Raw genomic sequence first — 11,291 nt, forward strand, 5'->3', positions numbered from 1 at the left:
GTCTTCATGAGGTAGGTCTTCCCGCCGAGCCGCAATGTCATCTCGCCCGCGAGGACGAAGGCCTGCTCTTCTTCGAGCATGTGATAGTGGTTGAGGCTCGACTCCATTCGGGGCTCGAGCTCTTCAAGCGCCACGCCAACATGGGTCGCGCCGCCATGTCCCGAAAGATAGCGGAAGCGCGTGCCGTATCGGCTACCTTCGGACCACCCCTCCCAGGGAACGTCTTCAGCTGCAAACGGCTCGGAAACACCGTCCGCGTTCATCGCCGCTGGTTTCTCGCTCATGGTTCTCTCCCTGCCTATGTTCTTCCGCCAACCCGTAGGCCTGCCACACTCCGCTCTTCGAGGACATTGTGCCGGAAGCGGTAGAGGGCTGCAGGCCGTCCTCGTGGTTGCGATTGCTCGGCGCCGGTCGGCTCCACCAGTTCCGTGGTTTCGACCAGGCGACGGAAATTCTGCTTGTGCAGGTGGCGGCCGGAAATCGCCTCGACCGTCTCCTGCAATGCGGTCAGTGTAAAGGTGGAGGGCATCAGTTCGAAGACGACCGGCCGGTATTTCAGCTTTGCCCGGAGCCGCGCAATGGCTGTTGCGAGGATACGCCGGTGATCAAAGCTCATCGGAACTCCAAGTGGGCGCGACAGGCCGGTATCGTTGGTACGGCCATCACGGACAACTTCCTCGATCAAACCCGCTTCGTAGAGAAGTTCATACCGCTCGAGCACGCGCTCCTCGTCCCAAGCTATGCCATCTTCACCAAAGGCGAGCCGCAGCCGGCTCAGGCGCGCGGGAATGCCGCCGCTTTCAGCCCAGCTGCGCAGGGCGGGCCGAATGGTCTCGTCGATTAATGCAGGCTTCCCGACGCGCCAATCTTCCCAGGGGAGAAACGAATACCAGCTGCGCCAGCGCGCGCCGGACTTGCGCAAGGCTTCCTTGTTGTCGCCGGTAATTCGCGTGAGGGCGAGATAGCCTACGGAAACGATGTGAAGATGCCGATCTTCGGCGGTTTTGTTCCGGCCCCGATCGCCAAACGTATAGAGTTGCTCGACATAACCAAGCCGCAATGGAGTCAGCTCTGCAACCCAGGCGCGCAGCCCCGTCTCAAGGGTCCGGTGCTCCAAGGGATTGAAGGGGCCGAATGGCAGTTCATCGCGTTCCACGTCGTCGCTGGACGGTGTGGTGAGGATCAATGGGTCGTTTTTTGCGACGGCCGCAATCGCCGCGCTTAAATTGATCTCGACCGCGTTGGGTGTGCCCGTCATATGGTATTGCTCAATGGAAGGATGAAAGGGGTACCCTCGAACGCTTCTTCGCCGCGCCCAATCGCCTTGACGGCATCGACCATGCGGCCCCTGCGTCCGAGCATGTCGTCGGCAAGTGCGATGAGGCGGCTGTTCGGCGTCGCTGAAGGCGCGTTGCGGCGCAGCGTCTGCGCCAACTTCACCTCGTCCAGCGCCGGGTTGAGCGCCAGCGCCGTGATGTATGCGGCAGCAGTCGAGCGCGAGATGCCGGCAAAGCAATGAATAAGCAGCGGCGCCTTCCGATCCCATCGTTTGCCGAACACCAGGAGCTGGTCGACATGGTCGACTGCAGGCAAGGTCATTCCCTCGGCCGGCTCTATAATGTCGTTGAAGCCGAGGAAGAGATGCCGAGCTTCTTCGATCTCGGTGGGGCGCATCACTGGAGTGCCGGTATTGATCAGCGTGACCATATCGCGCGCACCGAATCGGATTGCAGACTCGGCGATGCGGGATAGGGGCGAAACAACAATATGCGGCATTTTATTAACCTCGGTCTTGTGAACGTTGCCCGTCAAGTTCGGCAAAACGTTGCAGAAAAGCATCTTGAACATTTTCCGTCGCCAGTGCCGTCACATCGATGCCCTGTGGGTTGATACCGCGCGGCCGACCGAAGAATTGCACGGCCTCTTTCTCAGCAAATCCGGCAAGCCGCGTCGCCTCGAAATACGCGGCAACCGCATCGGCGCGCTTGATCAGCAAACGTAGATTCTGATGAATGACCGGCGCAAGCGCAAAACGTACGTGAATGGCATGCTGCAGGCGAAGCTCGACGCTCTTGTAATCGCCGCCGACCACCGCCTTGAAAGGTGAGATCATGTCGCCGATCACATATTCGGGTGCATCGTGCAGAAGCGCGATTAGACGCTGTTCCGTCGTCGCCTCCGGCATGATTCTCCCGAAAAGCTCTTCGACCAGCAGCGAGTGCTGCGCTACCGAAAATGCATGGTCGCCGACCGTCTGCCCATTCCATCTGGCAACGCGCGCCAATCCTTGGGCAATGTCCTCGATTTCGATGTCAAGCGGGGATGGATCGAGCAGATCAAGCCTGCGCCCCGACAGCATGCGTTGCCAGGCCCTGAGTTCGGTTCGCTTTGCGCTCTCTGTTTGCGGCTTCGCCGGCATCAAAAAATTCCCGATCACGCTTCCTGCGTCGTTACGGGAAATGTAAAGCGGTGTTCGGGGGGAATGGCAAGGTCGAGAGCAACATCTCCTGCCATTATGGGCGTGCCTTTATCCATCGCATCCTTGACCCGGTCGATGCGGACGAGCGCGAGCCCGATGCTATCCACCACACTGCCCAATGTTCCTATCTCGCGGCCATCCGCCGTAACAGAAGTGCCTGGCACGGGAAGCGCCGCTGCTCCGGTAGCAACCAGAACTCGCCGCCGGGCGGTACCGCGATGCTGCATGCGGGAGACGACTTCCTGACCGACGAAACAACCCTTCTTGAACGAAACGCCGCCCGTCTGGTCGAAATTGATATCGTGGGGAAATGCATCGCCGAGCGAATAGTCGATTGGCGCCTCCGCGACGCCGTAAGCGATACGCAGCGCGTCCCATGCGTCGTTATTGGCGCTAACATCCGATGTGCTGCCATAGTGGCGGCTCACCTTTAGCTCCGCGGGGAAACGCCGGTCAGCCAGCGTTGAATCGAGTTCGGAGGCAACTGAATCACCGTCCCAGGAAACCGCGACAAACGACTCTGTATCCACGGCAAACTGCACCTTGGCCCGCAACCGATAGAGGATGAGGCGTTTCAAAAGTTCGTCAACCGACGACGCATTAAGATCAAGCCGCAGGCCGTTGCCGGTTCGCGAGACAAGGAATTCGAAGAGGATTTTTCCCTGGGGGCTGAGCAGTGCGCCCGGCCTCAAATCGCCTCGATCGAGCATATCTAGATCGGTCGTGATAATGTTCTGGAGAAAATCTTCCGCGTCATCGCCGGTAACCTTGAGGAGGGCGCGTCCATTTAATCTTGCCGATGGCATTGTATTATCCTTGCCTTTCGCATCCCTGTTACCTAATTCGCTGGGAACAGGTTCGCAAGGCTGGATTGGAAAGCAAATGGTGCAGACGTTCGACACGATTTATCGAAGCGGTTTTGTGGTGAACCAGGATGGCGTCGGCCTGCGCGATATCGGCGTTACCAATGGACGGATTGCCGGCATCGGTAATCTCGGCCATGCGTCCGCAGGTGAGATCGTCGACGCGACCGGGCTGCATATTCTCCCCGGTGTCGTCGACAGCCAGGTGCACTTCCGCGAACCGGGTCTCGAGCACAAGGAGGATCTGGAAAGTGGCTCGCGCTCCGCTGTCCTTGGCGGCGTCACGGCGGTGTTCGAAATGCCGAACACCAAGCCGCTGACGACGTCGACCGAGACGCTCGAGGACAAGGTCAGGCGCGGCCATCATCGCATGCATTGCGATTTCGCCTTCTGGGTCGGGGGTACGCGCGACAACGCCGACCATGTGCCCGAGTTGGAGCGCCTGCCGGGTGCGGCCGGCATCAAGGTTTTCATGGGCTCGTCAACCGGCGACCTCTTGGTCGAAGACGACGAAGGCGTTCGCTCGATCCTCAGGAATACCCGCCGGCGCGCCGCTTTTCATTCCGAGGACGAGTTCCGCCTGCGCGAGCGTGAAAACCTGCGCATTCCTGGCGATCCCGCGTCCCATCCAGTATGGCGTGACGAAATTGCAGCGCTCAAGTGCACGGAACGTCTGGTGCGCATTGCGCGGGAAACGCGGGCGCGTATCCACGTATTGCACATTTCGACGGCCGAAGAGATCGAGTTCCTCAAGGATCACAAGGATGTGGCAAGCTGCGAGGCGACGCCGCACCACCTGACCCTTGATGCGAGCCAGTACGCGACGCTCGGAACACTTCTGCAGATGAATCCGCCGGTACGCGACGCGCGCCACCGTGACGGCGTCTGGTCAGGCATCACGCAGGGGATCGTCGATGTCCTCGGCTCCGACCATGCGCCGCACACGCTGGACGAGAAGTTGAAGCCCTATCCGGCCTCGCCATCCGGCATGACCGGCGTTCAGACGCTGGTGCCAATCATGCTCGATCACGTGAATGAAGGCAGGATGTCCATCGAGCGTTTCGTCGATCTGACCTCGCACGGTCCTAACAGGCTGTTTGGCATGGCGAGAAAAGGCCGCATCGCCGTCGGCTACGACGCTGACCTCACCATTGTCGACATGAAGCGGCGCGAAACGATCACCAATGCGATCGTAGGCTCCAAGGCGGGCTGGACGCCCTATGATGGCAAGATCGTTACCGGCTGGCCGGTCGGCACGATCGTGCGTGGCAACAGGGTTATGTGGGAAGGCGAAATCGTCAATCCATCAATGGGCGAACCCGTCCTCTTCGGGGAGGCGTTGCCTCAGGGCAGATAAATCCCAGGCAATCGTGGTAGCAGCGTCAAGCGCTACCGCCGGGTGTTGATTGTGCGAACTGCAGGTGGCGAAGTTTCTCCGGATTGCGGACAATATAGATCGTCTTGATCTTGCCGTCCTCGATTTCGAGCGCCGTCGTTTGCGGAAGGCCATCGAACTCGGTTGTTACGAATCCGGGAAGACCGTCAATCATCCCTTCATACAAGAGAGGCGGAAACTTATAGCTGGCACGGCGGCCAATACCATCGAAGAAGCGCCAGACCTTCGCCATCGTATAGATGGGATTGATCGTAGAGGTACGGTTGCCCCCGCCATCGGCATACATGACGACATCGTCCGCAAGGAGCGCCTGCAATGCCTGCATGTCACCGCTGCGCGATGCGTTGTAAAACGCCTGGGCGATGTTTTTGCCCTGTTCGTCGGAGACCGGGAAACGGGGCTTTGCCTGCTGGACATGGGTACGGGCGCGGCTCGCAAGCTGGCGACACGTTGCCGGGTCGCGGCCGATCGCTTCCGCCACCTGATTGAAGTCCTGGCCGAAAACGTCGTGAAGCAGAAACGCCGCCCGCTCGAGCGGCGATAGCCGTTCCAGCGCCATCATCAACGTCATCGTGATATCGGCGTCCGTTTCTTCCTCGCTCGGATCGAATATGGGTTCAGGCAACCAACTCCCCACGTAGGTCTCCCTTCGAACGCGTGCCGACTTAAGGTGGTCGAGGCAAAGTCTGGTGACAATGCGAACCAGAAAGGCTTCTTCGCTGCGCACTTCAGAACGATCCGCCTGGTGCCAGCGAATGAAGCCCTCCTGCACAATATCCTCCGCCTCCGCGACCGATCCGAGCATGCGATAGGCGATGCGGATCAGTCGCGGCCGAAGGCGGTTGAACGTTGTGGTCGCGTTGTCAGGCTGCTGCGGCACTATCTTTCGATACCGGATGCACCGAGCGGAAGCCGATGGCGAGCCGGTTCCAGCCGTTGATGGTCACGATCAACATGCTCAGTTTGACGATCTCCTCTTCGGTGAACTGGGTCTTCAATTCTTCGTAGACACTATCCGGCGCGTGGGTCTTGGCAATCAACGTCAAGGCCTCGGTCCAGGCGAGGGCAGCACGCTCGCGCTCGCTGTAGAGCGGCGATTCCCGCCATGCGTCCAGCAAATAGAGGCGCTGTTCGGTCTCACCCCGCTTGCGCGCGTCCTTCGAATGCATATCGAGGCAGAAAGCACAGCCATTGATCTGCGATGCGCGCATCTTCACGAGCTCGATGAGGCTCATTTCAAGCCCGCTGCTGACGACGCTTTTCTCCATCTCGAGCATAGGCTTGATCGCGTCGTGATTATAAGGGTTCAGTCTCGGTTTCATCATTGATCTCCTTGTGCGGCATTCCGTTGCTTGAACACAAGACGAGACGGCGTCGTCCCGTGTGACATCAGTCTGATTTTTTTTCGCGGACAGGCGAATCATTGGCGGCAGGAACGTGCAAGGTGCCGATTGATGGCATCCGAAACCTGATTGCCGGCCCTTCTTGACGCGTGCAATCGGCCACCTTACCTTGGCTTTGCTGCTGTAGGACGCGTCGGCTCATGGGGTCGGAGGGGCATTGCCCGCCTACGATCATCTCAACCGTAGCGCGCCCATGCCGAATATCGAGAATCTCAAAAAGCAAGCCAAGCTTTACCTGCGCTGGCATCGGGAGAAGTACTATCCCGTCGCAGCGCAGATCAGATTGTTCCTGCAGCGGCTCAGCAACCTGTCGGACAGAGAAATCCTGGAGCTGGACTTCAAGCTCAGCGATGCTCAGGAACTCGTCGCCAGGCGATCCGGATTTGAGAATTGGCCGGCGCTGATCAAAGGAATCAACACCATGGCAGCATCAGCAAATTCGCCCAGAGCATCCATCATCGTCGCGGCGGAACCGCAACTCTTCGTTTCCGACGTTGAGGCATCCTGCGCCTTCTACGTCCAGAAATTGGGATTTGCCGTTGCATTCATTTACGGAGAGCCAGCGTTCTACGCACAGGTTTTCCGAGATGCAGGCCGCTTGAATCTGCGAAAGGTCGACGGGCCGGTGTTGGATCACGCCTTTCGAGCGAGGGAACACGATGCGCTTTCGGCAACTTTCGTGCTCGACGACGCGAAGCCGCTGTATCTTGAGTTCCAGCAAGCGGGCGTCACGTTCCACCAGACATTGAAATCCGAGCCATGGGGCGCCCGCGCGTTCATCGTTGAAGATCCGGATGGGAACCTGATTGCATTTGCCGGCGAGGGCTAACGCTACCGTTTCCCTTTCGTCTGCACGGCCGTCATCCTCGGGCTTGGTCCGAGGGATCTAGTGCGGCTGCCATTCCAAATTGGATCCCCCGGTCAAACCCGGGTACGGCGATAAAAAAGTTTGGGAGATAAAGGCTTCAGTCGCCCGTGACAAAGAAGCGCCAGCGGCCTTTGGGTGTGATTCCAAGGCGGTAGAACACATAGGTCCCGAACTGCTTCATCTCGTCATAGTCGCCCGCCGTGACGATCTGGAAGAGTTCGACCTTCTGCTTCGCATCTAGCTTGTCGAGCGGATAGGCGAAGAAATAAGGCCAGACATAGAGCTCGTCAGGCGTACCGGCATCAAGATGGACATAGCCGGACTCGAGCACATCGACGAGGATGGCAAGTATCTCCATGCCGTCGGGATCGCCCGCTAGAGACTTCAGATATGCGAGCGGATCACCTTCGACCTCGGTCAGCGAGAGCATGGTGACGTCATCGCCCGAGCCGATCAGCGGCCGCAGCGCCTCGATATTGCCGGACTTCGCCGCGGTCAGAATAAGTTCGTGCATTTTGCGGACAGGGAAGGGCAGCTTGCTGAGGTCGTATTCGACCTGCGCGGCGGCGGCTCCTTCCTTGGCGTTCGGCATGGCGATACTGCTGTCGGGGACAACCGCACCGTCATTGGCGGAAGGGGGTTCCGTATCGCCGTCATCCGGAGTCGCCGGTTTATCAGTCGCGGCAGGCGGGGCCGGCGTCTCGCCAGCCGGCTTTTGCGCCGCGTCGGGGCTGGCATGCTCCGGAGGCTTTGGAAGCTCTTCTTTTTTCAGTTCGCTCAAGGCAAGCTGGATAGGTTCGCGACTGGCGGCTGCAACGGGAAGGCTGAAAGCACAGGAAGCGGCGGCGATAACAAATGCGCGGGCAATCGCGGGCGCGGAAAAGTGCTTCTCAAGCATTGGATCACCGGGCGTTACTGGAGAACGCGATTCGTGGAAAATTCACCCGCGGAAATACGTTCACGCAGCGCGTCAAGCAAGGTCAGAGCGGTGGTTTCGCCATTGTCGCGGATCAATTCCGTCAAAGCGGTTGCGAATGCTGCCTCGGCCATGATTTCCGGTTCGATACCCTCAAGCGTGCCATCTGCCCAGACTTCATTCTGATATTCGATCGCAACCAGTTTTTTTTCTTCTGCAACCAACCTATCAAGGTCCGTCGATGTCATGTTCATGATATACCGTCCTTGGCCGGAGCCAATTCTTAAAACGCCGCTAAACAATATCATAGGTTTTGTCTAAAAAGCGGCCGATCGGCTTCAACAGTTAAAGCATAGTTAATTTAAGGCACTATTGTGCCCTTATTGCCACTACGAGTTCCAGCGCTACTAGCGCAACGGCAAGGAAAATACGTGTTTACAGCAACTTAGAACACGCTTTTGCGAGCAACACCTACCTATGCCTACGAATTTGTTCCGGGATGTACGCTGGACAAGCGAGAAAGGGAGCATGTCACATCGTCGCAGCCTGACTCAAGTTCGTTTCTGTAGCCCGCCAGACCACACGGGGCGGCGCCTGGTTTCAAGCGATTGATTGATTTCTATCGGATATCCAAGGTCATCAACGAATGCTAGTTTCCATAACCGGACACGATTTCGGCTGAGAGTTTCATTCCTTCGGCCTGGTAGCGGTCAATCGCCGCAATCGCCTGGCTGGTGCAAGTCGAATAAGTCTCGTTGAACGTACGGTAACCGCGGTTGAAACTGGCGATGAGACGCGCCCTGCGCGCCGGATCGGGATTCTCTGCCAGAAGCAGCGAATCCATGCGATCTCGCCATTGGCTACTGTTTTCACCGCAGAGATTGCGCAGCGAATGGATCGATCCAAGCACCTCGGCAAGACGCAGGAGCTTCGCCTCATAAAGCGGGTCGACGGCATGGGCAGGCGTAGCATTGGCAAGGGCCGCAAGAAACGCTGTGATCAATGCTGCTCGCCGCACGAAATGTCCCCAAGCCCCTGTTCGCCTTCGCGAACATGTTGCCCGAAAGCAAGGCGCCTTCAAGGCGCTAACGCTGATACCCTCAACTTTCAAAGGAGGAGGCGAGGGCATGTACAACCTCAAGTACACTTTCGGTTACATCGTAAGCGGCCATCTCGTCGGCACGCAGCCAGTGCACTGATGCAGCGTCGTCTGCGGCGATTGCCTCGCCGGTTGCGTCATGCGCAAGGAACACCGCGAGGCGGAACGCTTTTGGCGACGGAAACTCGGGCGTCGAATAGTCGAACGTGTACGTCGTTAAGTAGGTGACGTCGTGCGCGATCATGCCGGTCTCTTCGAAGAGCTCGCGGATCGCGGCTGCTTGCGGCGTCTCGCCTTCCTCACGGCGACCGCCCGGAAAGGCGAGCCAGCCCTTCGATGGCTCGCGGCCGCGCTCGACGAGCAGGAACGCCTTGTCGCGTATGCAAACTGCAGAAACGCCGTCGACGGTCGCGGAAAGGGGAACTTGATCCATATTTCAGGGGTAAGCGGCGACGATGCCTTTGGCAAGGTCGCCTTGACGGCTGCCCGCAAATCGGGAAGATCGCCGCTGTCATTGAAGGCCTCTTGCATGTGCGGACGTTTTTCGCTCCTCGGTACACCTGACGAGATCGAAGCATGGTTCGATCTGATGGAGCTTGAGGATTTTCCGCCGCGCTACAACATCGCGCCGACCCAAGCTATCCTCATGGTCGTCAGTGGAGAGACGCCGCCGCCCGGCAGCAACCGACCGAACCGGCGCGCCCTTCTGGTGCGATGGGGATTTATACCGGGCTGGGTCAAAGACACGGCAAATTATCCTCTGATGATCAATGCCCGCGCCGAGACGGCAATCGAAAAAGCGTCGTTCAAGGCTGCGATGCGCCACCGCCGTGCGCTGATCCCGGCTTCAGGCTTCTACGAGTGGCGCCGCAGCGGCGACCGGAAGGCGCAAGCCTATTGGGTGCGACCCCGCGACGGCGGCATCGTCGCTTTTGCCGGTCTCTACGAACCCTGGGCGAACGCCGAAGGTTCGGAGATGGATACTGGCGCGATCCTCACGACCGACGCCAGCGAAAATCTGCGGTTCATCCACGACCGCATGCCGGTTGTGATCGAACAGAAGGATTTTTCCCGCTGGCTGGATTGCAAGACGCAGGAACCGCGCCATGTTGCGGACCTGCTCAAGCCGGCACCGGAGGACCTTTTCGAGGCAATCCCCATATCCGACAAAGTCAACAAGTTCGAAAATACGGGGCCGGAAATTCAGGATCGCGTTGAAGAGGCGTCGGAAGGCGAACGCAAGAAACCGGCGCGTTCGAAACCGCCGCAGTCAGACGCCCAGATGAAACTCTTTTAGGGCAAACGCCCAAGCGCACTTCAGGACACCGACCAAATGTTTTCAGCCGCTCTTTCCGGTTTTCTCCTTGGCGCGTCGCTTATCATCGCGATCGGCGCGCAAAACGCCTATATCCTGCGGCAGGGTCTTCTGCGCGAACATGTTTTTATCCTCACCTTCATTTGCGCTTTGTCGGATGCGCTGCTCATTGCGGCGGGCGTTGCCGGTCTCGGCACACTGATTGCGCAGTCGCCAAAGCTGATTTCCTTCGTCACGCTCGGCGGCGCGGCGTTCCTCTTCTGGTACGCTTCCGTTGCATTCCGGCGCGCCTTTCATCCTGAGGCTTTGCGCGCGGAGGGTTCTGGTGGAAGCTCGCTAAAGGCTGCCGTCGGCACTGTGCTCGCGCTGACCTTCCTCAATCCGCACGTCTATCTCGACACCGTGGTCCTACTCGGAGGGCTGTCGGCCCGCTTCGAGGGCGTCAACCGCGCGGCCTATGGCATCGGCGCGGCGCTCGCTTCCTTCATCTGGTTCTTCAGCCTCGGCTATGGCGCGAGGCTGCTGCAACCGATCTTCGCCAAACCTGCTGCCTGGCGGGTACTCGATGTACTCATCGGCCTGGTCATGGCCGGCATTGCAACGAGTCTGTTAGTCCGTTTCCTGCACAATTGAAGCAAGCTTCAGCTGTGGGCGCTTGCGGACCGTGCTGAGCACTGCTGCGAGGATCGCAGCCGGGCCGATTGCGTTGTATTTGGAGACGAGGTTCTCGGCACGGGCGTTTTCGCGCGGTGTTGCCGTTTGCTTGACGTTGTTCATGGGTCTGGTCCTGTTACGCGGGGCCTATTCCCCTTTAGTTTAAGAACACAGGATTCCCGGTCAAATGGGCCGGAAAAAAGGCACTTTCCGGGAGGATTTTGGGCTATTCGGTTAATTTGGATTAACCACGAGGAAGCAGGCAATAATGCAACACTCTGGTTTTGCCGCGATGCGC

General features: G+C 58.7%; 15 protein-coding genes and 1 pseudogene. 4 read left to right on the top strand and 12 right to left on the bottom strand.

What is annotated here, in order from left to right; translation table 11 throughout:
- From AAAB35_RS07270 to AAAB35_RS07290, 5 genes and pseudogenes are all read right to left on the bottom strand, one after another.
- Positions 1–284: pseudogene (locus AAAB35_RS07270) on the bottom strand (cupin); the annotation flags it as partial.
- 14 nt (positions 285–298) lie between these two features.
- Positions 299–1,258 carry an NAD regulator gene (locus AAAB35_RS07275; protein ID WP_340667553.1) on the bottom strand — a complete coding sequence of 320 codons (960 nt, stop codon included), beginning with the start codon at positions 1,256–1,258 and terminating at the stop codon, positions 299–301.
- Positions 1,255–1,776 (bottom strand): tyrosine phosphatase family protein, encoded by a 522-nt coding sequence (locus tag AAAB35_RS07280; RefSeq protein ID WP_340667554.1) that lies wholly within the window; start codon positions 1,774–1,776, stop codon positions 1,255–1,257. The genes AAAB35_RS07275 and AAAB35_RS07280 overlap by 4 nt, the downstream gene beginning before the upstream one ends.
- Positions 1,777–1,780: 4 nt before the next feature.
- Positions 1,781–2,419 carry an HD family hydrolase gene (locus AAAB35_RS07285; protein ID WP_340667555.1) on the bottom strand — a complete coding sequence of 213 codons (639 nt, stop codon included), beginning with the start codon at positions 2,417–2,419 and terminating at the stop codon, positions 1,781–1,783.
- Between the two features lie 14 nt (positions 2,420–2,433).
- Positions 2,434–3,285 carry a folate-binding protein YgfZ gene (locus tag AAAB35_RS07290; RefSeq protein ID WP_340667556.1) on the bottom strand — a complete coding sequence of 284 codons (852 nt, stop codon included), beginning with the start codon at positions 3,283–3,285 and terminating at the stop codon, positions 2,434–2,436.
- Positions 3,286–3,361: 76 nt separating this feature from the next.
- Between AAAB35_RS07290 and AAAB35_RS07295 the strand changes: the two genes are divergently transcribed.
- On the top strand, positions 3,362–4,699 hold the full coding sequence (locus tag AAAB35_RS07295) for a dihydroorotase (protein ID WP_340667557.1): 1,338 nt from the start codon (positions 3,362–3,364) through the stop codon (positions 4,697–4,699).
- 25 nt (positions 4,700–4,724) lie between these two features.
- Here AAAB35_RS07295 and AAAB35_RS07300 read toward each other — a convergent pair whose 3' ends face one another.
- Both AAAB35_RS07300 and AAAB35_RS07305 read right to left on the bottom strand, forming a co-directional pair.
- Complete coding sequence (locus AAAB35_RS07300) at positions 4,725–5,621, bottom strand: sigma-70 family RNA polymerase sigma factor (RefSeq protein ID WP_340667606.1); 897 nt, start codon at positions 5,619–5,621, stop codon at positions 4,725–4,727.
- The gene (locus AAAB35_RS07305; protein ID WP_340667607.1) at positions 5,602–6,060 is read right to left on the bottom strand and encodes a carboxymuconolactone decarboxylase family protein; all 459 of its coding nucleotides are present in this window, start codon (positions 6,058–6,060) and stop codon (positions 5,602–5,604) included. The genes AAAB35_RS07300 and AAAB35_RS07305 overlap by 20 nt, the downstream gene beginning before the upstream one ends.
- Positions 6,061–6,334: 274 nt before the next feature.
- Between AAAB35_RS07305 and AAAB35_RS07310 the strand changes: the two genes are divergently transcribed.
- Complete coding sequence (locus AAAB35_RS07310) at positions 6,335–6,970, top strand: VOC family protein (protein ID WP_340667608.1); 636 nt, start codon at positions 6,335–6,337, stop codon at positions 6,968–6,970.
- Positions 6,971–7,106: 136 nt separating this feature from the next.
- Here the strand turns inward: AAAB35_RS07310 and AAAB35_RS07315 are convergent, their stop codons facing one another.
- The 4 genes from AAAB35_RS07315 to AAAB35_RS07330 form a co-directional block, all read right to left on the bottom strand.
- On the bottom strand, positions 7,107–7,907 hold the full coding sequence (locus tag AAAB35_RS07315; protein ID WP_340667558.1) for a hypothetical protein: 801 nt from the start codon (positions 7,905–7,907) through the stop codon (positions 7,107–7,109).
- A gap of 14 nt (positions 7,908–7,921) precedes the next feature.
- A complete protein-coding gene (locus tag AAAB35_RS07320) occupies positions 7,922–8,179 on the bottom strand; it encodes a hypothetical protein (RefSeq protein ID WP_340667559.1) in 258 nt (85 codons plus the stop codon).
- A gap of 395 nt (positions 8,180–8,574) precedes the next feature.
- The gene (locus tag AAAB35_RS07325) at positions 8,575–8,925 is read right to left on the bottom strand and encodes a TIGR02301 family protein (protein WP_340667609.1); all 351 of its coding nucleotides are present in this window, start codon (positions 8,923–8,925) and stop codon (positions 8,575–8,577) included.
- Between the two features lie 100 nt (positions 8,926–9,025).
- Complete coding sequence (locus tag AAAB35_RS07330; RefSeq protein ID WP_340667560.1) at positions 9,026–9,457, bottom strand: NUDIX domain-containing protein; 432 nt, start codon at positions 9,455–9,457, stop codon at positions 9,026–9,028.
- Between the two features lie 96 nt (positions 9,458–9,553).
- On the opposite strand from AAAB35_RS07330, the gene AAAB35_RS07335 reads away from it, so the two are divergent.
- Both AAAB35_RS07335 and AAAB35_RS07340 read left to right on the top strand, forming a co-directional pair.
- The gene (locus AAAB35_RS07335) at positions 9,554–10,321 is read left to right on the top strand and encodes an SOS response-associated peptidase (protein ID WP_340667610.1); all 768 of its coding nucleotides are present in this window, start codon (positions 9,554–9,556) and stop codon (positions 10,319–10,321) included.
- Positions 10,322–10,357: 36 nt separating this feature from the next.
- A complete protein-coding gene (locus AAAB35_RS07340; RefSeq protein ID WP_340667561.1) occupies positions 10,358–10,972 on the top strand; it encodes a LysE/ArgO family amino acid transporter in 615 nt (204 codons plus the stop codon).
- On the opposite strand, the gene AAAB35_RS07345 is transcribed toward AAAB35_RS07340, so the two are convergent.
- Positions 10,949–11,116, bottom strand: coding sequence for a hypothetical protein (locus tag AAAB35_RS07345; RefSeq protein ID WP_340667563.1), 168 nt, complete (start codon positions 11,114–11,116; stop codon positions 10,949–10,951). The two genes, AAAB35_RS07340 and AAAB35_RS07345, sit on opposite strands and share 24 nt — an antisense overlap.
- Positions 11,117–11,291 lie beyond the last annotated feature (175 nt).

The organism is Phyllobacterium sp. (assembly GCF_037994425.1).
Taxonomy (GTDB): Bacteria; Pseudomonadota; Alphaproteobacteria; order Rhizobiales; family Rhizobiaceae; genus Phyllobacterium.

What these genes read in the sequence shown, in the direction of transcription:
- AAAB35_RS07310 (WP_340667608.1), top strand. Translation starts at nt 6,335, where the DNA reads ATGCCGAATATCGAGAATCTCAAAAAGCAAGCCAAGCTTTACCTGCGC.
- AAAB35_RS07280 (WP_340667554.1), bottom strand. Translation starts at nt 1,776, where the DNA reads ATGCCGCATATTGTTGTTTCGCCCCTATCCCGCATCGCCGAGTCTGCA.
- AAAB35_RS07290 (WP_340667556.1), bottom strand. Translation starts at nt 3,285, where the DNA reads ATGCCATCGGCAAGATTAAATGGACGCGCCCTCCTCAAGGTTACCGGC.
- AAAB35_RS07320 (WP_340667559.1), bottom strand. Translation starts at nt 8,179, where the DNA reads ATGAACATGACATCGACGGACCTTGATAGGTTGGTTGCAGAAGAAAAA.
- AAAB35_RS07330 (WP_340667560.1), bottom strand. Translation starts at nt 9,457, where the DNA reads ATGGATCAAGTTCCCCTTTCCGCGACCGTCGACGGCGTTTCTGCAGTT.
- AAAB35_RS07305 (WP_340667607.1), bottom strand. Translation starts at nt 6,060, where the DNA reads ATGAAACCGAGACTGAACCCTTATAATCACGACGCGATCAAGCCTATG.
- AAAB35_RS07285 (WP_340667555.1), bottom strand. Translation starts at nt 2,419, where the DNA reads ATGCCGGCGAAGCCGCAAACAGAGAGCGCAAAGCGAACCGAACTCAGG.
- AAAB35_RS07295 (WP_340667557.1), top strand. Translation starts at nt 3,362, where the DNA reads ATGGTGCAGACGTTCGACACGATTTATCGAAGCGGTTTTGTGGTGAAC.
- AAAB35_RS07335 (WP_340667610.1), top strand. Translation starts at nt 9,554, where the DNA reads ATGTGCGGACGTTTTTCGCTCCTCGGTACACCTGACGAGATCGAAGCA.
- AAAB35_RS07340 (WP_340667561.1), top strand. Translation starts at nt 10,358, where the DNA reads ATGTTTTCAGCCGCTCTTTCCGGTTTTCTCCTTGGCGCGTCGCTTATC.
- AAAB35_RS07275 (WP_340667553.1), bottom strand. Translation starts at nt 1,258, where the DNA reads ATGACGGGCACACCCAACGCGGTCGAGATCAATTTAAGCGCGGCGATT.
- AAAB35_RS07345 (WP_340667563.1), bottom strand. Translation starts at nt 11,116, where the DNA reads ATGAACAACGTCAAGCAAACGGCAACACCGCGCGAAAACGCCCGTGCC.
- AAAB35_RS07315 (WP_340667558.1), bottom strand. Translation starts at nt 7,907, where the DNA reads ATGCTTGAGAAGCACTTTTCCGCGCCCGCGATTGCCCGCGCATTTGTT.